The sequence below is a fragment of the Falsochrobactrum shanghaiense genome, assembly GCF_003149535.1.
GTDB lineage: Bacteria > Pseudomonadota > Alphaproteobacteria > Rhizobiales > Rhizobiaceae > Brucella > Brucella shanghaiense.
The window spans coordinates 141778-163586 of the sequence record NZ_QGDB01000002.1 but is presented as its reverse complement, the minus strand read 5'-3'; the positions used below and the strand labels follow the sequence as shown (position 1 = coordinate 163586).

Here is a 21809-nt window from a genome sequence, read left to right as displayed (position 1 = left end):
AAGCAATGCGCACCAGCGCTAACAAGGCGCTGCATGTTCACCCCTGAACTGCCCCGATACGGTTTCGCCCCGCCGATTTCGCGTTGTATAAGGCACCGTCCGCAGAATCGATCAGGCGCTGGAAGTCGGGATGCCCGTCATGGCATGCAATGCCGATGGAAATCGTGACCCGTATTGACGTTCCATCCGCGACCCTGAACTCCCTGGCTTCGAAATCGGCGCGGATGCGTTCAGCAATCCCGTATCCGTCGCTCTCATTGGTTTCGACCAGAATAACCAGAAACTCCTCTCCCCCATAGCGCACCACATAGTCCGAGGCGCGGGTGCTGGCTATGATGGTTTCCGCCATCTGGCGCAGGACATGATCGCCGGCGGAGTGGCCCCAGTTGTCATTGATTTTCTTGAAGTGATCGACGTCGATCATAAGCAGTGTCAATGGCGTCTTCCGCTCGTTCGCCATCGTCACCTCACGCCCCAGAATCGATGGCAGGAAGCGGCGGGTGAGCGTGAGGGTCAGGGGGTCGCGCGCATTCGAAGCCGCCGCCAGACTCTGGAACAGGTCGTTCAGAAGATATTTCAGTTCGTCAATCAGAACATGCAGGCGCGCCACGGCGGCGGAACGGTCGATATTGCCGATAAATCTGGGCAGCAAATTCTCGTCGATCTCGGAAATGGTTCGCTGGATATGGCTGAGCATGACGGAATCCTCGAACATCACCGCACCCCGATGCCGCACCCATAGGCCGAACGGAGAGTTCGACAAGGGTTCCAGTTCAAGTGTCCCGGGATTGCCCAATATCTGGAACAGAACGTTCTGGCTCCATTCCATGAGCGCGGATTTTTGCGTCTCCCGCTCCAGACCCACATCCTGCCCCAGCGAGAACAGCCGATAAGCCTCATCGATCTGCACACGCTCGGCCACGTCCTTGACATAGGCCTTGCTCATATGAAGCATTGCATAATCGATGAGTTCATTGACCAGGGTGATGGGGGCCGCGGCCTCATCGGCATTCTCGTGCATCAGGGCCTTTGCAATCTCTGTTTTCAGGAGGCTCGCCCCCTCAAGCACCAGATGAACCGGGATTTTGATGCGGGCATGAATAGCGCCGATCATCTTCTGACGCTCTGCAAACTCCGCCACGCCCTCGCCCGGCGTGATTTTCAGCATATCCAGCAACCATTGATGCAATGAGCGGCTCAAGCGCTGATGCACGATCGACTGGCTTAAAAAAACTGAGGCCTGCTTGTCCTTGAGAAAATTCGCGTAAAACAGTTTTACATATTCTTCTGCATGAGCCTCGATAACCCCCGACAGGCGGGAAAGATGGCTTTTTCTCTCTCCGTCATCCAGATGCAGGTAATAGGCGAGAGCAGTTTCTTGCATGATGTCTTCCAGAGCAGAATTATGTGAACCATTGAGGCAGGCAGACCCGCTTTGGCATTAACGCCTGCCGGGGTCAATCGTTCGCCGATGGTTCCTTTACGCAGGCCTATTGCACCCGCGCCCTTTTCTTCCGGTAAAGCTTCTCATCGGCAGACGAAAGGATTTCTTCGAATGTCTGATTGGGTTTGCAGCTAAAACTGCCGATAGAAGCCGTTACGGGTAGTGTGATTTCAGGTCTCGTCTTGCGCAAGATGGCGGTAGCCGACACATTGATATTATCGACGACGGCATCCAGATTGCTGCATGATGCTTTCGGCACGAAGGCACAAAATTCATCGCCGCCGATGCGCGCGATCAGACTATCGGGCGGCAGTTCCTGAACCAGCGCCTGCGCTATCGCAATAACGGCAGCGTCTCCGGCCAGATGCCCGTACTGGTCATTGACGTTCTTGAGGTAATCGATGTCGGCGATCAAAAGCCAGCCTTTGACGCCAGCCCCGGACGCCGCTTCAAACTGTTCGATGAAACTGCGCCGGTTGAGAACGCCGGTCAAGGGATCGACGCTCGCGATGCGTGCGAGTTCGCTCGCCCGTTTCACGGCCTTTCGATAGGACTCCTCGATTTTTTCCAGATAAGAAAACCAGAAAAGCCCCAATGGAATCGCGATAAGAAACGGCAGCGCCAATCGCGTGAAATCAGTGATACGGTCCGCTTCCGCGCCGACGACGAGACGGACGCCCACGGAAAACGAGATCGACAGGAATGCTGCGATCAGGGCTACCGCAATCGTTCGCTTCCATACGTTTTTTGATATTCGAAACAACCTCATCTCCAGGCGTACCTACGCCGTTAGATGATCTAATAAGCGGATCGCAACAATTCAACGCATATTATGTCTGCTCGCCTGTAGGGGCGCTGCCTCGATAAAAGCGCGGCCATCAGCGTGGAAGGCGATGGCCTTTTTTCTCCTCCAGCGCATTTTGATAGACAAGGGCGGCAATGGCGAGATCAGCGGAAGCGATTCCCTTGAAGAAAAATGCCTTCTTGCCCGGCTCTTTCAGCGGCTGTTCCACAAGGGTTTCCAAATCCATCTGCGCTCTGGCCGTTTGCAGCTCATTGCCCTGATTGTCATAGGGCCGCACGCTTTGCTCCAGACTATCCGTGGCGATATGCGCGAAAGCCGCAAAACCTTCGGGAACCCAGCTGCGGCCCAGATCAACCATGATCGCCAATGCATCATCTTTCATGATTCCTGCATCGAGAAAGGGAGCAAGACCCGGAGCGGCAGGAACGGTACTGATGATTATATCGCTGTGTTGCAGCACGTATTCCGGCGATTTTGTGATCTGCGATTTCAGGGAAAGCGCCTCGGCGGAAGCTGCAAGCTTCTGCGCCGATTGTTCGCTGCGGCTAAAACAGATCACATGCCGCAGAGAAGGATAAAGGTCATGAAAGGCCGATAAATGCTCCGCCGCCTGCTGGCCGCAGCCGATAAAGCCGAGTGCCGCAGGTTCGCCATCGAGCATATGCTCCGCTGCAAGTGCGGAAAGCGCAGCCGTTCTGACGAGGGTGATGTAATTGCCATCCATGAGGGCCAATGGCTGTCCCGTGTGCAGATCGTTAACGCATATGATCGAATGTATATTATCAAGGCTGGAATGAGCCCTGGCCGGCACGACGGAAACCCATTTAACCGTGGCGAACCCCGTAGCTTCGCCCTTGTCGAGAAGCGCGGGCATCGACTGGAAACTATGGCCGGTTGCATAGGTGAGAGTAGACTTGGGCAGGAATTTCAGCCGCCCGGACGCCGTCTGGCGTACGGCTTCGGCCAGAGCGGCGCGCAGGCTGCTTCTCGAAGGAACGAGACATTCGACATCCGCGCGTGAAAGATAGAGAAGATCCGTCGACATCAAAATCTCTTTATGGAAAAAGCACGAGCCTGATGATCGCTCTCAGGATCGTCGCAAAGCAATTGCCCAACCAGTTTAGCGGTTGCAGGCGCCATGGAAACACCCGTATGGCCGTGGCCGAAAGCATAGACAATATCGGGCGAAGCATTGGAACGGCTTATGACCGGCAGGCTGTCGGGCGTCGACGGACGATGCCCCATCCATAGATCATACGCAGCTCTCTCAAGCTCGACGCCCTGCCGGAGCGGCGGGAACAGTCTTTTCGCATATTTCAGCTGAATGCGCGCACGCTTCCATCGCGGCGGCGCCGTCAGGCTGGCCAGTTCGACCTGTCCGGCAAATCGCAGTCCGGTCGAGGTCATGACGATTGCCATCTTGCCATCGGCATCCATCAATCCATGATTGATGCGAAAGCCCGGATCGCTGATCGTGACATGATAACCGCGCTCCGATATGAGAGGAACACGATCACCGAGTTTCGCTGCAAGTGCCTTGGACCATGCACCCGCCGCCACCACGGCCTGATTACAGTATATTTCCCCCTGATCTGACCGGACAGCCACGAGTTTCCCGTCATCGAGGATGAAGCCCGTTGCTCCGGCTTGAATGATTTCTCCGCCGCGCGACGTGAACAATTGCCCCAGAGCCTGACAAAACGCCGAAGGGTCGGCCAATGTAGCCGCCTCCTCGATCATCATGCCGTATTGATAGGCAGGCGAGAGTTCCGGCTCACGTTTTCTCAATTCATCCGCTTCAAGAAGGCGAACCTTGATGCCGTTTTTTCTTCGCAGTTCCCAGCTTCGGGCATCGGCATCCAGTTCCTTGCGACTGCGATAGACATACATCGTGCCCGTCGGCAAAATCAGTTCAGGAACACCGGCCTGTTGCGCGCGCGCTTGATAATGACTGACCGGATTATCCAGCAGGGGAAGGCGTTGCCTGATCTGCTTTTCTACCTGTTCCCAGCTTCGCCCGGCCCATAAAAAACGCAGGAGCCATCCCGCCAATGATGGAAGATGCCTCCATCGAATGGTGAAAGGACCATTCGGGTTGAGCAGGAAACCGGGCACCTGCCACAAAAGACCCGGTAATGACATCGGCATGATCGCTCCGGGATTGATCCAGCAGCCATTGCCAAATGATGCTGCCTGCCGACCGCCGATCTCTGCATGTTCCAGCAAAACGACATTCTTGCCCCGCTCCTGAAGAGCGAGCGCGGTGAACAGCCCTACCAGCCCTCCTCCGACGACACATATTGCCTGTCGATTCTTGGTGGCATCCCGCTTCGCCAGCACCATCCCGTTTTCCTCTTACAGATGCCGCCGTTGGGTGGGCCGGGCCGCATCGAATTCCAGTTTCAGCTTATCGCTTGTCTTGATTTGAGACCTGAACCGACCAATGCCGTATGGTTCCATAGGCACATCATTGGGTCGTCCCAATATTATATTGCTGAGGCAAAGACCCACGGCTGGCCCCACCTGAAAGCCCCCGCCGCTGCCGCCAAAGGCATGAAACAGGCCGGGGGTGGTTTGCGATGCACCGATGACGGGAAGCATGTCTGGCAGATAGGCTTCAACGCCGGACCACACGCGAATGACCTCGGCATGTTTCAAGGCAGGGATATAACGACCGATTGCCTGCATGCCATTGCGTGTTTTGGCCGGGGGAACGAATGTGTGCCTGCCATCTTCATTGGACATCGTGCGGGGGTAGCCGGCGAAAATGAAGTTTCCGCGGGAAATCTGCCGGATGATCAGATCTCCTTCAATCGTATAGATGGACGGCTTGAGAACATAGGGAAGAGGCTCGGTAACGAATTGCGGCGGACCGGCCCGTAGCAAAGGGACCGTCTCACCGAACGTTTCGGCTATGCTGTCCGCCCAACCTCCAGCCGCATTAATGAGGGTCGCGGCCATGAATTCCTGCCCGTCCGCGCTTGTCAGCACGAAACCATCCCCGTCCTTCCGGAATTGTTCGATGACACAATTTTCGAGAATGGAACCGCCCAGCCTTTTGAATGCGCGGGCTATGGCCGGGGTGGCAAGCCGGGGATTGGCAACCGCACAGGCCGGGGAATAGGATGCGATGATGCCATCCCCGCTCAGCCAGGGAAGGTTCTTTCGCAATTCCTCACCTTCCCAAAGATTGATTGCAAGTCCGCATTGGCGGGAATTTTCTGCGTAATGCAGAAGCTTTTCGCGTCCTTTGTCGCTATGGGCAAAGTAAATCATGCCATTGCGTTCATATTCGCAAGGAGAGCCGAATTCCTCCTGAAACCTCTCCCAATATTGCTGTGCGAGCAATGAGAGCGGATATTGCTCAAGCGCACGGCCCTGCAAGCGCAACCCGCCAAAATTTGCTCCACTGGACGCTGCACCAATAAAGCCGCGATCGATCAGCAATACGCTCCAGCCCGCCTTGGCCAGAAAATAGGCTGTTGAAACGCCGAACAACCCGCCACCGACAATAATGGCATCATGTTTCTTATGCACCGTCTCGTTCCCCTTGGTTGAGGAACCCGGCGTCACCGCTTACTGGAACAGGGCGGAACGGCGCCTGCGCGCGCAGCCATCCAGCTGCGTCCGGTTCTTTCCCAGAGAGCGAGATTGCAATCTCTTGCAGGGTCTGGCTGCAAAAGCGGCCCTGGCAACGCCCCATGCCGCAACGCGTTATAGCCTTGATGCGGTTCACATCCGTATGCGCGACCACAGAGCCGATAGCCTGCCGGATTTCTCCGGCCGTGACGCGTTCGCAACGGCAAACATAGGTTTCGTCGCTGATATGGCGTGCCTCCTCACCCGGCCAGAGGAAAGCTTTGGCCATCGCCTTCTGGAAATTCCGCAGCCTCTTCACTCGCGCGCGCAGCCGCGCAACCTCCCTGTGATCGATCGGTTTGCCGTGCTGGCCCAGCATGGCCAATGCCGCCAAACGGCCCGACGCGGCGGCTGCATCGGCCCCTCCTATGGCGGCGCTGTCCCCGGCAAGCCAGAGATTTGCGCCCGCGCGCCCATCATCATCGATCAGGGGAAACCATTGGCGAAACTCATTACTGAAGCCCAGTCTGGCGCCCGCCAGTTCGGCGAGCTGTATTTCCGGCCTCAGCCCAAACCCAAAGGCTACGGCGTCACATTCGATCGACTGCCGTTTGGCCCCTTTTTCCAGATAGGCCACCGAGCGCACGCGCTGATCGCCCTCAAAGCGGATCAGCCGGGCACCCTGCCTGATCCTGACGCCGAAAGCGCGAAGCTCACGAATGAGCCCCATGCCTTCCAGAAGGGTTTTCAGAGAATAGCGGGCCATCGCGAAAGCCGCGCGATATTTTTTGCCTGCCGGCGTCGTGTCAAGAATGGTGATGTCCGTGAAACCCAGACGGGCATATTGCGCCGCGGCCAGATAAAGCAATGGAGACGAACCGGCAAATACGAGCTTTCTGCCGATACTGCTCGCATGCGTTTTAAGGGCCACTTGCGCCCCGCCGAGGGAGTAGACTCCGCTCAATTGCCAACCCTCTACGGCCATTATCCGGTCGGTCGCGCCAATTGCCACGAGCAATTGCTCATAGGCTATTTCATCGTGCCGCCCGTCTGACAGGGTGGAAATGGTGCCGTCATATATTCCCCATGCGAGAGTATTGGACCGATAGTCGCATTGCGCCAGAACTGCATCTTCCTGTTTCTGCCGCGCCAGAGCGTGTTCGTAAGCCTTGCGGCCAAAAATTGTACTGCCGAGTTCTTCGATTGCCGGATTAAGCCGGCGCGTTCCCTGTCCCCCGGCAAAATTCGTTTCCTCCAGCACAACAGGCCGGATTCCTGCTTCAACGAAGGCTTGAGCCGCGGCAAGCCCCGCAGGCCCTGCGCCAATGATAACAGGGCGCAAAGTGCTGGAACCATTGCCTGTCATGGGTGAAAACCATGCATCGGCGCGCGGCTCAATAGCCGCTGATTGTCTTCCACCGGGGTACGGCAAGCGCGCAAACGCCTGCCCTCATCCGTCCAGACCGAGCAATCCTGACAGGCACCCATAAGGCAAAAGCCCGCCCGCGCAGCCCCGTCGAATTCCGAATATGACAGGTGGTGCTGATGCCGCAGCAAAGCGGAGATCACCGTTTCTCCATGCCATGCATGGATGGGGGCGCCGTCAAAATAGATGACAAGGCCCGGCTTTTTATCGGTTCGCAAAGGGAGAAACTGGTTTACGCGCATGGGTTTGCACCCTCATTATCGAAATGCAATAATTGCTATTGAATAAAGGTAAAGGCAAGTTCCCGCCCTTGTCAATTAAAATGCATGAAAGCCGATCGATTTAGCCGACGGATATGGAATGAGCGGCGGCGATCACCAGGTTGGCGAAACGCTCGGGCACATCTTCGCGCTTGTAGCGCGCCAGCGTGACAGCGACGCTGACAGCAGCGACCACATCGCCATTCGGCCCGACGATCGGGGCGGCGATTGACGCATCCGCATGATAGATTTCTTCATAAGCCGTCGCAAAACCCGCAGCGCGCGTTTCCGCGATCATTGCCAGAATACGCTCGGGGTCCGTTGGCGTATCACGCGTATAGCTGCGCAGTTCCGACGCCGCGAGTATTTCAAGAACCCGCTCTCTGGGCAGACGGGAAAGCGTTGCCCGCCCCGGCGCGGTGCAGAATGCCGGCAAGCGTGAACCCACGATAACGTCAGTATTAAGAAGATGGCGGCTGAGAAAGCGCGTTACGAATACGATCTCGTGCCCATCGAGGACCGTCAGGTTCACAGTTTCTTCGGTTTGCTTGCTAAGATGCTGGAGAATGGGCATGGCGCGGTCTACCAGCCGCGAGCTTCGCGTGAAGTGATATGCCAGATCCAGCGCCTTGATCGACAGTTCGTACTGGCGGTTGAACGGGTTTTTATTGAGATAGCCAAGCTGTTGCAACGTATGGGTGAAACGCTGCGCGGTGCTGATGTCGACATCCGCTTTCTGCGCCAGTTGCGAGAGCGTCATGGCCGGGTTGTAACGATCGAACGACTGAAGAATATGGAATGCTTTTGCAACAGATTGCACCATCAAGGGATCTGATTTTTTCTTGGTAGCCTTCATTACTGTCATCCTATCTCCGACTCTCAATCGTCAGGATTGCAAACGTTAACCCATTCCAGATACCCGCCGGCATGACAAGCCGCATCGCGCTGCAGGGATACGCCAGAATCATAAGCACTGTCACTATTGCCGACTTAGAATGATTGCTGCCGTTCATGTAATTCGCTTTGCCGAAAAATTGGAGAAGTCCGAACTTTTCCTTGACGTCGCCAAGTTTCCTTGTTTCTATAAAATAAGAATTATCACATTGCAATAACGGAGATTAAAGTGAGCGCGTTTATTCTCACAGAAACCATCGGGGCTGTTCGCCGGATCACCCTGAACCGTCCTGAAAAACTCAATGCATGGAATAAATCCATGCGTGACCAGCTCATCGAAGCCTTGAAGGACGCGGAGCGCGACACTTCGGTTCGCGCAGTGATTCTGACGGGAGCGGGTGATCGCGCTTTTGGTGCGGGTCAGGACCTGAGTGAAACCAAAACCTTCGATTCCTCCAGCGCCGAGGGGTGGATGGATGAATGGAACGTCCTTTATTCGCTGTTTCGCAATTCTTCCAAGCCAATCATCGCTGCTCTGAACGGGGTTGCCGCCGGGTCTGCTTTCCAGATAGCCTTGCTGTGCGATCTGCGCGTAGCTCATCCGGGCGTTTCAATGGGCCAGCCGGAAATCAATTCAGGCATTCCGACCGTTACCGGAAACTGGATCATGCGTGAGATCGTCGGATTGGCGCGCGCCATCGACCTGACCCTGACCGGCCGCATGCTGGGCGCTGACGAGGCCTATTCCTTCGGGTTGATTTCACGACTGGTCGATCAGGAAAAGGTGCAGCAGGAAGCGCTCGATCTGGCCAATCTGCTGGCCTCCAAGCCGGTCGGCGCCATGCGTCTTAACCGTCAACGCATCGCCGAAGTCACCCAGCAGGGTTTTGACGAGGCCATGCGGGCAGGAATTCGCATACAGACCGAAGCCTATGCGTCGGGCGAACCGCAGGCAATGATGGAGAAATTCTTTGCGGAGCGCGCTGCCCGAAAAGTCAAGGCGTAGCTTCTGCAGGATAACGCCCCTGGGTTGCGACATAATCAGGCAATCCGGGCATTTTCTATTCTCATCTAACTATAACAAGGGGATACAATGAAAAATTCTTCTTTCGAAATCAGCCGCCGGACCCTGCTCATCGGGGGAGCGGCTGCGCTCGCCATGCCGATGATCAATCGCAAGGCATGGGCCAATCAAAGTCTTGTCGTCGCCGATCCCGGCGGCCCTTTCGGGGACGGCTATCGTGTCGCATTCTACGATGATTTCACCGCTCAGACCGGCATCGAAATTCAGGGCGTGGCGCGAGATGCCGAACCAACGGCGCAGTTCAAGTCGATTGTGGAAACCAAGTCCTATATCTGGGATGTCTGCACGATTACCCTTTCAGCGCGCCTCATTCTGGAAAAGGACGATCTGCTCGAACCGCTGAATTTGCCCGCAGAAGCTGTCGCCGATGTCATGCCGGAAGCAGTGCATACGAATATGCTTGGGACGGATGTGTATTCGACAGTGCTTGCATACAACAAGGAGACCTGCCCGAACCCGCCGAAAAGCTGGGCGGATTTCTGGAACGTCGCCGATTTCCCCGGCCGCCGGTCGTTGCGCAGGAATCCGCTCGACACGCTGGAAATCGCCTTGATGGCGGACGGTGTGGCTCCACAGGATCTTTATCCGCTGGATGTGGATCGTGCATTCCGCAAGCTGGATGAAATCAAGGATCATATCGATGTCTGGTGGACTGGCGGCGCGCAGTCGACCCAGCTTCTCGAAAGCGGCGAAGTGGACATGATTGCAGGCTGGAATGCCCGCTTTCAGGCGGCAATCGACAATGGCACTCCCGCTGAACTCGTCTGGAATCAGGGGCTTTATTCGATAGAAGGATGGGGCGTACCCAAGGGCAGCCCCAAGGCGGATATTGCACGCGAATTCATCGCCTTTTGCGCTCAGGGCAAGCAGCAGGCGAAGTTTACGGAATATCTCGCTTACGGCCCGACCAATCTGAAAGCCTATGATTTCATCGAGCCCGACCGCGCGACGATTCTGCCGACATCTCCTGAAAACCTGAAGTTGATGTCGCTGGCATCCGATCCTTATTGGCTCGAACATCGCAATGCAGCGACCGAACGCTTCAACGGCTGGCTGTTGCGATAACGGGCCTTCCAGTGTGGCGAATCCGGGTTCAAGGCCATCCCTGAGGAAAGCGATTTTATCGCTTTGCCGCGAAACACATGTCGATCTGGCTGGATCAGATCGGCGCTCCACGCTTTTGTTTAAACGCGCATCCCGAAAACCGTTTCATGCTTTTCGGGGTGCGCTCCAAGCGACACACTCATGTCTCAAGCCCGCAAGCGGCCTGAGAAGACTTGCTATGCTACGGAGTAGTAATGACCGAGGATACCCGTTCCGACAAACTGTTACTTGATGGTATCTCCAAGAAATACGGAGACTTCACTGCCCTTAAACCAACAAATCTGGCTATAAGGGACGGTGAATTCCTCACATTGCTGGGGCCGTCCGGGTCAGGAAAAACGACATTGCTGCAAATGATTGCCGGGCTGGTAGAACCGACGGTCGGCAGGATGTTTTTTGAAGGCGAGGACTGGACCAGCCGACCGGTTAATCTCCGTGGCATGGGCATGGTCTTTCAGCACTATGCCTTGTTCCCGCATATGACGGTTGCCGAGAATATCGCCTTTCCTTTGAAAATGCGCGGCATCAGCCAAAAGGAAATCGGCCATCAGGTATCGGAGACCTTGGCGAAGGTACAATTGGAACAATTTGGTCATCGTTTCCCGCGCGAGCTTTCGGGCGGGCAGCAGCAGCGCGTGGCCCTGGCGCGCTGTTTTGTCTATCGGCCAAAAGTCATTCTTATGGACGAACCTCTGGGGGCTCTGGATAAATCGCTGCGCGAAAATATGCAGCTGGAAATAAGACGGCTGCACCATGAGTTCGGAACCACAGTTATTTATGTCACGCATGATCAGGAAGAAGCGCTGGTCATGTCGGACCGCATCTGCGTGATGAACCATGCGCAGGTGGAGCAGATCGCTTCGCCGCGCGAGATTTACCTCAACCCCGAAACCATATTCTCGGCATCATTCATCGGGCAATCCAATATCGTCAGGGGCAAACGCACATCATCCGACGAAGACAGCGTCACCATTCAAACGCCGGTTGGCCAGTTTTCAGGCAGATTCAGCGCCCGCGACAAGGATGCACAGGAGCTTGCACTGGTTATCCGTCCCGAGCAGGTTTGTGTTGGCCGTTCTCAATCTCCCGCGCATGAAGGGCTGGAAGGGTTGCTGGAAGACACGGTCTATATCGGTTCCGATATGCGCCTTCTCGTCAGGCTTTCCGATGGCAGCCAGTTTAGCGTTCGCCATGATCCGCTCTCGACAGATCTTCCATCGGTGGGCGATCAGATTCAGCTTTACTGGGACCGCTCCGTTGCGAGGATCGTATCATGACGAGCGTATCGGCAAAACACTGGAAGCCGGATCCACTCTGGCTCGCCGTTCCGGCGCTTCTGCTGCTGGCTGTATTTTTCCTTTTCCCCATGTTCCGGCTTCTGGGCCTGAGTTTTACGGATGAAGCAGCCGGCAGCTTCACATTGTCTAACTATGAACGACTGGGTGACAGCCTTCTTTATTGGAGAATATTAGGCATAACGCTGGAGATTTCTGCGCTTACGGCCTTGTTCTCCGTGCTCTTCGGCTACCCCATCGCCATGTGGCTTGCAGGATTGGAAGGCCGCCAGCGCAGCAATATGTTGCTGCTGGTGCTTCTGCCATTCTGGACGTCTTATCTGGTGAAGACCTTTGCCTGGATGATCCTTCTTGGCAAAAACGGCGTGTTCAACAGCCTGCTTCTGGGTTCCGGCCTCGCCGAACGCCCTGTCAACCTGATGTATAACGAGCTTGGCGTTCTGATCGGCATGGTCCATGCCATGATCCCGCTGGCCGTTCTTTCCATGCTGCCCGTGATGTCGGGCATCGACAACCGATTGACACTCGCAGCATCGACGATGGGCGCAAGCCGTTCGGACCGCTTCTGGCTCGTCTATTTTCCGCTTTCCATGCCGGGCGTGGTTGCTGCGGGACTGCTCACCTTCATAACCTCGCTCGGCTTCTTCATCGTTCCTGCATTTCTGGGCGGACGCCAGCAGACGATGCTGGCCCAGACGATCATCACGCAGGTGCAGGAAATCGTAAACTGGCCCTTTGCCGCAGTATTGGCGACAATGCTGGTCGTTGCCGCGCTGCTGGTAATCGCAATTTATAACAGGCTGTTTGGCCTTTCCTCCCTGTCGGCTGGCAATGGGGCGCAAAGCAAGAAATCATTGTCCCCCGATAGCCTGTTACGAAAGTCGGGCTATGGGATACTGGCGCTCCTTGCGAAGATCTTTCGACCGCTCGACCGCCTTTCCTCGCCCGGTGCAAACAGCAATCCGGTCCGTACTGCCTATGTGGTGCTGCTGATAATTTTCCTGATGCTGCCCGGCCTGATCGTCATACCTCTCAGCTTTACCTCCGGCAGAAATCTGGCTTTCCCGCCCCCCGGCTTCTCTCTGCGCTGGTTTGAGCAATATTTCAATTCAGCCATCTGGATGAGCGCAACCATACGCTCCTTCGGCGTCGCATTTGCCACGGCATTCTTTGCCACGATATTGGGCGGATTGGCAGCGCTGGCTCTATCCCGCAGCAGTTCCCGCATGAACGGCTTCATCTTCGGGCTTATTCTCGCGCCGATGATCGTGCCAAGAATCGTGATTGCGGTCGGCCTGTTCTATCTGATGGCCCAGATCGGTCTGGTCGCTACGGATACCGGTCTTGTCATCGGCCATACCTTGCTGGCGCTCCCCTATGCTTTCATCACCATCGGCTCTGTTCTGAAAAATTATGACTGGCGTCTTAATCAGGCCGCAGAAACCATGGGGGCGACCAAACTCACTATATTGCGGCTCATCACCATTCCGTTGTTGCGAGGCGGTCTGCTCTCTGCGGCCCTGTTTGCTTTCGTGACATCGCTTGACGAGCTGACAATCGCGATTTTCGTATCGGGCGGACTTAAAACAACGCTGCCGAAACAAATGTGGGACGACATGTTCCTGCAACTCAACCCCACTCTCGCGGCAGTTTCGGTCATCGTGTTGCTTGTTGTGACAACGATCCTGCTCCTGGCCCGCAAACTCGAAAAATAGCTCAAAGACAACCCTCTTCTTGATTTGATTACTAAGGATGCAAAATGCATATCCATGGACTGGTGCGGTCATTTCTCAACCGCGCTCACAACAATGCGCAAAATGCCTATGCGACATTGAACGGTCAGTTGTGCAATTTCGGCGATCTCTACAGGGCATCCGAGGCTCTGGGACAGCTGCTTGCGGATGCCGGCGCCAAGGCAGGCGATCGCGTGGTCGTGATGATGCCCAACAGCCCTTATTCGCTGGCGCTGATCTTTGCCCTGCTGCGGCGGGGTCTGGTGTGGGTTCCCGTCAATCCGGCGCTGGTCGGCAGCGCACTGGAAAACGTGTTCAACACAACCCTGCCCAAAATCGCATTCTGTGAACCGGATGTCGCCAATACCGTTCAAGAGCATGCGCAACTGACCGGCACCGCGATACATATCGTGACGGAAACTGCCTTCCCCGAATACAAGGGCGACGCCCCCCCTGTCGATCTGCCCCAGCCGGACGATCTGGCTGCAATCATGTTCACCTCCGGCACGACCGGCCCGGCAAAGGGCGTCATGGTCAGCCACATGATGCTGGAACTCGCCTGCCATTCCGTAGCGCTTTGCACCGATCTTGAGCCGGGCGACAAGTTTTTCATGTGGGAGCCATTTTATCATATCGGCGGCGCACAGGTGATCCTGTTGCCTTTATTCGAGGATATTACGCTGACGGTGGCGGAGCGCTTCAGCGCTTCGCAGTTCTGGAAGCAGGTCAGCGAAACCGGTTGCACGCACATTCACCATCTGGGCGGCATAATCCAGATATTGCTCAAGCAGCCCGAGAGCTTCCATGACAGAAATCATCAGGTGAGAGTTGCATGGGGAGGCGGTTGCGCTCCTTCGGTCTGGCGCGCCTTTGAGGAGCGCTTCGGAGTTCAGATCCGCGAATGTTACGGCATGACCGAATGCTCTTCGCTGACAACCTATAATGACGAGAATGTCGTGGGTTCGGTCGGTCGGCCATTACCCTATTTCGATGTCCGCCTTGTGGGGGAAGATGGTCGCATTCTGGGGTGGGGCGAAGGAAAGGGCGAAATCGTCGTCAGCACCACATTGCCCGGCGCGATCACGCCCGGATATTACCGCAACGCGCAGGCGACGGACAGGGCTGTGCGGCCCGACGGTTTTTATACCGGCGATCTGGGATCATGGGATGCAGAAGGCCATCTGTTCTTCCATGGCCGCACGGGCGATTCCATACGCTGCAAAGGTGAGAATGTCTCAGCCTACGAAGTGGAAAGCGTCGCCAATCGCCATCCTGACATCGAGGAAGCCGCTCTGGTCGGCGTAAAGGCTGAAATCGGTGAATATGACATTCATCTTTTTATAGAGCCTCGCCCCGGCACGACACCTGCCCCGGAGGAAATATCGAGCTGGCTCGCAAGCCGCTTAGCGCCACACCAGCGGCCACGATATATCTCCATCGTAGAGCAGTTTCCCCGGACGCCCAGTCAGAGAATTCAAAAGCATTTGCTCCAAATTAACCCGGAAACGCGGTGGGAGGCCCCGCAATTGGTGAAAGGTAAGGCATTATGAGCTGCGATGTTTTGATTACTGGAACGGGCATGTTTGCGGGGCGTATCGCGCTGGACATTGCTTCGACGGCGAAACAGCCGGTCAATGTCGTCATTGCGGGCAGAAATAAAATGCGGCTGAACTGGCTGAAAACCGCCGGTAATGCGCGCGCGGCGATGTTCTCCACCCCGGCTCGTTTCTCGACCATCGAAGTCGATATGGTTGCCGATGGCGCCAGCGACGACCTTCTGGAAGCGTGCGATCCGCGCATCGTCGTCCAGGCCGCCTCTATTCAGACATCAACCGTCATTTCCGACAAGGGCAACCGCTGGACCCAACTGGTCGCCGATGGCGGCCTGAGCGCCACCGCCGTTTTTCAGTCCCTGATTTCAACACGCATGGCCGCAGCAATCTCACGCCGCAAAAACAGGCCCTTGCTGATCAACTGCCCTTTTCCTGACGTGGTAAACGGCATCATCAAGGCAATGGGACATGACGTGCTTTGCGGCACCGGCAATGTCGCAATCCTCTCCAACGTCTTTGCGGGCGCATATGAGAGCGAGCAGGCAGCACCTTTACGTGTAATTGCGCACTATCAATGCCTGTCGGCCTGGCGCAAGCCCCCCGAAGAACGCTCCGGCTCCATCGCACCCCTGGTTTATATTGGCGATCAAAAACTGGAAGATGTCTTCAAGACCTTCGAACAATGCCAGCTCACGCCAGAACCGGCGATCGAAATTTCGGGGGCATCGGGCGTCACACTTATACTCGCCCTTGCCGCAGGGACGGGCTGGAGCGGACATGTGCCGGGTCCGGCAGGCCTGCCGGGAGGCTATCCCGTGCGCCTTGTAAACAATGAGCTTATACTGGATTTGCCGCACGCGATCAGTGCAGAGGAAGCCATTGCCTGGAACGCCAGCTTCGAACAACGCGGCGGATTAATTGTCGAAGGGCAGACAGCCCAATATAAAGGCAGGCTCCACGAATTGCTCAAAGAGGAAAAGTTCCAGTTCGCGGACGGATTTGAAGTCAAGGATCTGGAAATTGTATGTGAGGATATGCTCAAGCTGCGGGATCGTCTAATGAGCGAACCCGCATAGACGCTGGACTTTGGAGCGGCTCCGATCCAACGATGACGATACGGCTTGAACAAGAACAATCTCAATCCATGGGGACGCATCATATTCATACATCAGCGAACCAGATCCCCACAATGGACCCTGTCTGTCATCTATGCCACCATGGTGTTGGCTCGAACGTCAGTCGTGGCGGTGATACCTATATTGGCACTGAGGGCTTTCGGTGAAATCAGCCTTATAAGCACCTTATATCTTATATCCAGTTCGATTTGCCTCGTCTTCAGTGTCTTCCTGCCGCGGATCATATCGCGTTTGGGATTATGGAATTCGCTGCTCTTAGCCGTTATATTCGGTATATTATCAGCCGCGGCTTTTCTGTCTTATAATGCTTATTTATTATTTCCGGGCTTGCTGTTTCAATTCCTGATGTTCACGCTTTTCGAAAGCGCCATCAATATTTACACGACACAGATAATTCCACGCAAAGACCTGTCGTTTTTCGAATCCCGGCGCATACTTTTTGCCGGAGTTACTTATCTGGCGGGGCCGCTGATCGGTAGCTGGGCCATATATATCGGCAATATCTGGATACCGATTGCCATTAGCGGGCTCTGTGCCGTTTTGGTGCCTGTTATCATGCTTGCGCTGATACCTTCGTCCCTTAAACTAACCGCATCGGTCAAACTCGCCTTGCCGAGCTTTAAGGACGTATTTCTATTCGCCTCACAACCCCGGCTGAAACTGGCCTGGTTTCTCGCGATAGTGCGTTCATGGTGGTGGCAGGTCTATGGCGTATATACGCCTGTATATGCAGTGAAAGCCGGATATGGTTACTCGACCGGCGGCATTATCATTGCAATTGGATCGGCCACATTGCTTTTAGCCCCTGCATGGCAAACCATCTCGCGAAAACATGGGCTTCGGCTTACTTTCTTCTATGGCTATCTGGCCTGTGGAATTTTGACGGCGATTTCCGGCATAGTTGGAAAAGACCATGCACTGCTATCAATAGGTTTATTGATTGGAGCTTCTCTTGCGATCAGCGCTGTCGATAGTGGTGGAAACGCAGCTTTCTTGCGGGCTGTCCGCCCCCATCAAAGAGTTCGGCTGGTCCCCATATATAATACATACCGGGATCTGGCGCAGATACTGCCTTCCGCATTATTCGCCGTTATATTGATTTATTTTAATGTTTCCGCTGTATTTATCGTTACAGGGTTTTTATTGATAGCATGTTCATATTATTGCTTGAAATTAAATAAACGTCTTTAGAGCGTGTCGCCCGAAAGTGGGAACCGGTTTCGGGATAACGACATGCGTTAAAACAACAAGCTCAGAGCGTGTGCTGGCGGGCATATCGACATATTCCCCGCCAGCGATGCAGTATGAGCAGATCAGCGCAGGTAGTTTTCCGTCAGCGCCACCCAATAGGCCGCGCCGATGGGCAGGATATTCTGGTTGAAGAAATATTCGGGATGGTGAACCATCTTGCCCCGACCGCTGCCAAGGAAACAGTAAGTTCCCTTTTTCTTTTGCAGCATGAAAGCAAAGTCTTCCGAGGCAAGGAAAGACGGGCCGGGATAGACCACCTGAGCCTCCCCGAAGGCAGCCTGCGCGATTTTCGCAGCCTTGTCGGTTTCCTCCGCGTCATTCACCAGTACGGCACCGGGAATGCCCTCGCGGATTTCAAAGGTGCAGCCGAAGGATTGCGCCTGATGATCGACGATGCGGCGGATATTGCCCAGAATCATCTCGCGATCCTCGGGCGTGGTCGAACGGATCGAGAAGCGCAGGATCGCACTGCCCGCCACCACATTACCGGCATTGCCCGCCAGAAACGCGCCGATGGTCACGACCGCGCGGTTCGCCGGAGCGACATTGCGCGAAACGATGCTCTGGATCGCCATGACGATGGAGGAGCCTGCCACGACGGGATCGATGGTGAGCTCCGGGATGCCGCCATGACCGCCCTTGCCGATGATCTCGACTTCCCAGTTGTCCACGGCGGACATCATCTCGCCGGGGTGGAAGTAGAACTTGCCTTCCTCCAGCCCCGGAATGTTGTGCATGCCGAAGACCGCATCGACAGGGAAGCGCTCGAACAACCCGTCATCGATCATGGCCGGGCCGCCCTCCATGGTTTCTTCGCCGGGCTGGAAGATCAGCCGCACCGTACCATTGAAATTGCGCGTTTCAGCGAGATATTTGCCCGCGGCCAGCAGCATGGTCGTGTGGCCGTCATGGCCGCAAAGATGCGACACACCGGCAACCGTCGAGCGATAGGGGAAGTCGTTTTCCTCCTGAATCGGCAGCGCGTCGAAATCGGCGCGCAGGCCGATCACCTTGTCCCCGTCGCCAACCTTGAGGGAAGCGACGATGCCATATTTGCCGATCCCGGTCTGCACATCAAAACCGCCGAAGCTGCGCAAGGTGTCGGCAATGAATTCGGCGGTGCGCGTCTCCTGCATCGAAAGCTCGGGATGGCGATGCATATGCTCGAACCATTCCTTCATGACGGCATTGTCTGCTTCGAGTTTCCTGACGATGGCGTTCATGTCATTTCTCCTGCGTGACCGGCCGGACGATGTCCTTTGCCGGAATGGAATCTGTGCGGTCGTCGGATTTGCCTTTGGGCACCGTCGTCACAATCGAGACGACCGCTGCCACCACCATGACCAGATTGGCAAACAAGGCGAAGAAAGCCGCCTCGCGCGTGGCGAGATTTTCCTGATTGCCGACGAAGGTAATCACCCCCTCGATCCACTTGATCCCATCGGGATTGCCCGCAATCGAGGTATAGATCGTCGAAGAGATCGCCACGCCGAACGAAGCGCCAAGTGATGACGCCATCTTGTAGATACCCGCACCTGCACCCGCCTGATCCTCGGGCAGATTGGACAGCGCCGCATCGGTGGAGGGCGTGGCATAGAAGGCAAGGCCAATGCCGAAAAGCGAGAAGGCGATCACCGCAAGCACCGTATAGGTGCCAAGCATCAGGTTGGTCGGCATCAAAAGCAGAATGGACAGGCCGACGATATAGCTGCCCCACAGCATCGGCTTGCGCGGGCCATGGCGCTGCAGAAGCTTTTCACCAAACCGGATGAAGGCGAGAATGGTGATGGCATAGCCGAGCGTGAGGAAACCGGCCTTTTGCGCCGTCATCGCGCCGCCTTGCTGCAGCACGAGCATTGCCACCATAATGATGCCGGCGGTGGCATTCAGCAGCAGGTTCGAGATCGTAGCACCCGTATAGGTGAGGTTCTTGAACAGGCGAAACTGCACGAAGGCATTGGGATTGTTGTTTTCAATGCGATAGAAGATCACACCGAACACCACGGCGACCACCAGAAGGGCCAGTGAAGGCAGGCTGGTCCAGCCCCATGCACCGCCCTGCGTCGCCAGAATTTGCAAAGCAACCATGGCGACCATGAAAGTCAGGACGCCCGGCAGATCGAACCTGTAGCCTTCCTTCGGCGGAGCCTTGCTTTCAGGCGTGCCGCGAACCATCAGCAAACCGATCAGCGACACGACGGCGGCGATGATGAAAATCCAGCGCCAGCCGACATTCTGCGCCATCAGGCCGCCAAACAGCGCGGCAAAACCCGATCCGCCCCACGAGCCCATCGACCACAGCGAAATGGCGCGCTGACGTTCCGCGCCATCCCAATAAGCCTTCACCAGCGCCAGCGAGGCGGACATGATGAATGCCCCCGACAGGCCCTGGCAAATGCGGCCCAGCATCAGGAAAGTACCGCCGAAGCCACCGGAAGGAGCCAGTCCGACAAGCAGCGAGCCGATGATGGAGAAGACGAAGCCGTATATGACGATCTTGACGCGGCCGATGCGGTCGGCCAGACCGCCCATGACGACGATGAAAATGCCGGAAAACAGTGCCGTGATCGATACGGCGATATTCATGAAAGATTGCTCGATCTGAAGGTCGGCAGCCATGTCGGGCGCAATGTTCAGCGTCGTCTGCGCGAACAGCCAGAAGGCGAGGACGCCCAGAATAATCCCGAACAGCAGCCGGTCATTGCCACGATAGGTTGCAGTCGCAGTCTGTACCATGAGAATCCCTCATCAATTATATGCCGGAATACGCATCAAGCCTGAACTGGCAGCCTGACGCCGCTCAAACCATTTCTACTGCGGATAGTGTCACATAAGTATTCACTTACCTATACATTATTGCGTGATTGTTGCAGGCGCATTACGATTGCATTGTCGGCCGTTTATTCTTCGCTTGTTCGATGAGCAGCTTGCGATTGTCGCGCAAAACTTCCCCTCGGGACCGGGTGGGCGAGCATAATTACGAAAAGACCGAAAGAAAGCCATCCAACTCATAATATCGGTATCGCTTCTTTGCGCTTCTCCCTATAGACTTTCTTCCCAATCATAGTCTCCCATATTGCGAGGTCGGCGTGGGACTGGACCCAAACACACTCTTCTTTGCGGCTGGCCTTTGTTCACTGGCGATTGCCCTGACAATCTTGAGCGTCTGGAACCAGAACCCGATGGATCGATTCCTGCTGTGGGGTGGTCTGGGAATGATCCTGCTGGGGGTAGGCACCGGGCTTTATTATTCCGAAATATTCCCATTCGCCTTTGCTTCCGTTCTGGCACTGGGCATAGACACGATCGGTTTTGTATTCGTCTTCGTGGGCGCGCGGCAGATTTCACACAGACCTGTAAGCTGGCCCGGCCTTGTCGGCCTCGCGATCATCCTCGTTACGGCTATGTCGGTGCCGATCATCCTGGGCTTTGCGGGCATAGGCGTGGCGGTGTTCAATCTTTCGGCAGCGCTGCTTCTGCTTTTGTCGGCGGGCGAATATAGTGTCGTCTACAGGGAGGCTCCGGTTCAGATCGGCGGTATCGTGAGCCTTTATACGCTCACCGGCGTTTCCTTCCTGTTGTGCTGCGGCGTAATCTTGCTCGAACAGCAATGGGTCATGACCGCAATTCCGAGCAGTTGGGCGGAAGATCTCAATGCCGTCATGGCGATTGTCGGGATTACCGGGATTGGTGCGCTTTCACTCAGCCTGACGCAATCGCGCATAGCAAGGCGGCATGCCGACGAAGCCCGCACCGACAGCCTGACCGGCCTGCTTAACAGAAGAGCGCTCTATGACAATCTCGCCGCCGCCCCGATGAACGCAGGCGATTGTATAATCGTCTTCGATCTGGATGGCTTCAAATCGATCAACGACAATTACGGGCATACCGTGGGAGATCAGGTTCTCCATGCGTTTTCCGACATCCTGCGGGCGAATGCCGTAACCGGTGCTTCCTTCGCCAGAATAGGCGGGGAGGAATTCGTCATGATTCAGCGCGGAGTCCCCAAAGAACAGGCGCTCGCCACCGTGGAAAAAATATGCACGGCCCTTTCCACACATTCGTTCATCACGCCACAGGGCCAGTTCTTCACCACCACCAGCGCAGGCATCGCATTCTGCACGGTTGCGGACCGTGATTTTGACACGGTCTTTCGTCGCGCCGATGCAGCACTCTATCGCGCCAAGGATATGGGGCGAAACAATATCTGCACGGAGTTGCAGATCGTGGCGTAAGGGGCCTGCC

18 protein-coding genes are annotated in these 21809 nt (G+C 55.8%); 8 read left to right on the top strand and 10 right to left on the bottom strand.

Going from position 1 to position 21809, the window contains the following annotated elements; all coding sequences use genetic code 11:
* Positions 1 to 37 precede the first annotated feature (37 nt).
* The 8 genes from DKP76_RS04660 to DKP76_RS04625 form a co-directional block, all read right to left on the bottom strand.
* Positions 38 to 1384 (bottom strand): GGDEF domain-containing protein, encoded by a 1347-nt coding sequence (locus DKP76_RS04660; RefSeq protein WP_109705296.1) that lies wholly within the window; start codon positions 1382 to 1384, stop codon positions 38 to 40.
* A gap of 106 nt (positions 1385 to 1490) precedes the next feature.
* Positions 1491 to 2207, bottom strand: coding sequence for a GGDEF domain-containing protein (locus tag DKP76_RS04655; RefSeq protein ID WP_425349364.1), 717 nt, complete (start codon positions 2205 to 2207; stop codon positions 1491 to 1493).
* 115 nt (positions 2208 to 2322) lie between these two features.
* Complete coding sequence (locus DKP76_RS04650; RefSeq protein WP_109705294.1) at positions 2323 to 3294, bottom strand: NAD(P)-binding domain-containing protein; 972 nt, start codon at positions 3292 to 3294, stop codon at positions 2323 to 2325.
* Entirely contained in the window at positions 3294 to 4592 is a 1299-nt protein-coding gene (locus DKP76_RS04645) for an NAD(P)/FAD-dependent oxidoreductase (protein ID WP_109705293.1), read from the bottom strand. The genes DKP76_RS04650 and DKP76_RS04645 overlap by 1 nt, the downstream gene beginning before the upstream one ends.
* Positions 4593 to 4604: 12 nt before the next feature.
* On the bottom strand, positions 4605 to 5786 hold the full coding sequence (locus DKP76_RS04640) for an NAD(P)/FAD-dependent oxidoreductase (protein ID WP_109705292.1): 1182 nt from the start codon (positions 5784 to 5786) through the stop codon (positions 4605 to 4607).
* Positions 5779 to 7194, bottom strand: coding sequence for an FAD/NAD(P)-dependent oxidoreductase (locus DKP76_RS04635; RefSeq protein WP_245410143.1), 1416 nt, complete (start codon positions 7192 to 7194; stop codon positions 5779 to 5781). The genes DKP76_RS04640 and DKP76_RS04635 overlap by 8 nt, the downstream gene beginning before the upstream one ends.
* Entirely contained in the window at positions 7191 to 7496 is a 306-nt protein-coding gene (locus DKP76_RS04630; RefSeq protein WP_109705291.1) for a (2Fe-2S)-binding protein, read from the bottom strand. Before DKP76_RS04630 ends, DKP76_RS04635 begins: the two co-directional genes overlap by 4 nt.
* A gap of 100 nt (positions 7497 to 7596) precedes the next feature.
* Positions 7597 to 8379: an IclR family transcriptional regulator gene (locus tag DKP76_RS04625; protein ID WP_245410142.1), complete on the bottom strand. Its 783-nt coding sequence runs from the start codon at positions 8377 to 8379 to the stop codon at positions 7597 to 7599.
* A gap of 258 nt (positions 8380 to 8637) precedes the next feature.
* Here DKP76_RS04625 and DKP76_RS04615 point away from each other — a divergent pair, with 258 nt between their 5' ends.
* From DKP76_RS04615 to DKP76_RS04585, 7 genes are all read left to right on the top strand, one after another.
* On the top strand, positions 8638 to 9414 hold the full coding sequence (locus tag DKP76_RS04615; protein ID WP_109705289.1) for an enoyl-CoA hydratase/isomerase family protein: 777 nt from the start codon (positions 8638 to 8640) through the stop codon (positions 9412 to 9414).
* An 87-nt stretch (positions 9415 to 9501) separates the two neighbouring features.
* Positions 9502 to 10557: an ABC transporter substrate-binding protein gene (locus DKP76_RS04610; RefSeq protein ID WP_109705288.1), complete on the top strand. Its 1056-nt coding sequence runs from the start codon at positions 9502 to 9504 to the stop codon at positions 10555 to 10557.
* A 233-nt stretch (positions 10558 to 10790) separates the two neighbouring features.
* Positions 10791 to 11873: an ABC transporter ATP-binding protein gene (locus DKP76_RS04605; RefSeq protein ID WP_109705287.1), complete on the top strand. Its 1083-nt coding sequence runs from the start codon at positions 10791 to 10793 to the stop codon at positions 11871 to 11873.
* Entirely contained in the window at positions 11870 to 13606 is a 1737-nt protein-coding gene (locus DKP76_RS04600) for an ABC transporter permease subunit (RefSeq protein ID WP_109705286.1), read from the top strand. The genes DKP76_RS04605 and DKP76_RS04600 overlap by 4 nt, the downstream gene beginning before the upstream one ends.
* 44 nt (positions 13607 to 13650) lie before the next feature.
* Positions 13651 to 15174, top strand: coding sequence for a class I adenylate-forming enzyme family protein (locus tag DKP76_RS04595; RefSeq protein WP_109705285.1), 1524 nt, complete (start codon positions 13651 to 13653; stop codon positions 15172 to 15174).
* A complete protein-coding gene (locus tag DKP76_RS04590) occupies positions 15171 to 16253 on the top strand; it encodes a hypothetical protein (protein ID WP_109705284.1) in 1083 nt (360 codons plus the stop codon). Before DKP76_RS04595 ends, DKP76_RS04590 begins: the two co-directional genes overlap by 4 nt.
* Before the next feature lie 45 nt (positions 16254 to 16298).
* Positions 16299 to 17504 (top strand): MFS transporter, encoded by a 1206-nt coding sequence (locus DKP76_RS04585; RefSeq protein WP_109705283.1) that lies wholly within the window; start codon positions 16299 to 16301, stop codon positions 17502 to 17504.
* A 122-nt stretch (positions 17505 to 17626) separates the two neighbouring features.
* Here DKP76_RS04585 and DKP76_RS04580 read toward each other — a convergent pair whose 3' ends face one another.
* Positions 17627 to 18787 (bottom strand): amidohydrolase, encoded by a 1161-nt coding sequence (locus tag DKP76_RS04580; protein WP_109705282.1) that lies wholly within the window; start codon positions 18785 to 18787, stop codon positions 17627 to 17629.
* A 1-nt stretch (position 18788) separates the two neighbouring features.
* Positions 18789 to 20300 (bottom strand): MFS transporter, encoded by a 1512-nt coding sequence (locus DKP76_RS04575; protein ID WP_109705281.1) that lies wholly within the window; start codon positions 20298 to 20300, stop codon positions 18789 to 18791.
* Between the two features lie 353 nt (positions 20301 to 20653).
* Between DKP76_RS04575 and DKP76_RS04570 the strand changes: the two genes are divergently transcribed.
* Positions 20654 to 21799, top strand: coding sequence for a GGDEF domain-containing protein (locus tag DKP76_RS04570; RefSeq protein WP_109705280.1), 1146 nt, complete (start codon positions 20654 to 20656; stop codon positions 21797 to 21799).
* Positions 21800 to 21809: the final 10 nt, after the last annotated feature.

Excerpts from the sequence above, each read along its gene's own strand:
- DKP76_RS04600 (WP_109705286.1), top strand. The coding sequence starts at position 11,870 with ATGACGAGCGTATCGGCAAAACACTGGAAGCCGGATCCACTCTGGCTC.
- DKP76_RS04635 (WP_245410143.1), bottom strand. The coding sequence starts at position 7,194 with ATGACAGGCAATGGTTCCAGCACTTTGCGCCCTGTTATCATTGGCGCA.
- DKP76_RS04660 (WP_109705296.1), bottom strand. The coding sequence starts at position 1,384 with ATGCAAGAAACTGCTCTCGCCTATTACCTGCATCTGGATGACGGAGAG.
- DKP76_RS04580 (WP_109705282.1), bottom strand. The coding sequence starts at position 18,787 with ATGAACGCCATCGTCAGGAAACTCGAAGCAGACAATGCCGTCATGAAG.
- DKP76_RS04595 (WP_109705285.1), top strand. The coding sequence starts at position 13,651 with ATGCATATCCATGGACTGGTGCGGTCATTTCTCAACCGCGCTCACAAC.
- DKP76_RS04625 (WP_245410142.1), bottom strand. The coding sequence starts at position 8,379 with ATGACAGTAATGAAGGCTACCAAGAAAAAATCAGATCCCTTGATGGTG.
- DKP76_RS04630 (WP_109705291.1), bottom strand. The coding sequence starts at position 7,496 with ATGCGCGTAAACCAGTTTCTCCCTTTGCGAACCGATAAAAAGCCGGGC.
- DKP76_RS04610 (WP_109705288.1), top strand. The coding sequence starts at position 9,502 with ATGAAAAATTCTTCTTTCGAAATCAGCCGCCGGACCCTGCTCATCGGG.
- DKP76_RS04605 (WP_109705287.1), top strand. The coding sequence starts at position 10,791 with ATGACCGAGGATACCCGTTCCGACAAACTGTTACTTGATGGTATCTCC.
- DKP76_RS04590 (WP_109705284.1), top strand. The coding sequence starts at position 15,171 with ATGAGCTGCGATGTTTTGATTACTGGAACGGGCATGTTTGCGGGGCGT.
- DKP76_RS04575 (WP_109705281.1), bottom strand. The coding sequence starts at position 20,300 with ATGGTACAGACTGCGACTGCAACCTATCGTGGCAATGACCGGCTGCTG.
- DKP76_RS04650 (WP_109705294.1), bottom strand. The coding sequence starts at position 3,294 with ATGTCGACGGATCTTCTCTATCTTTCACGCGCGGATGTCGAATGTCTC.
- DKP76_RS04645 (WP_109705293.1), bottom strand. The coding sequence starts at position 4,592 with ATGGTGCTGGCGAAGCGGGATGCCACCAAGAATCGACAGGCAATATGT.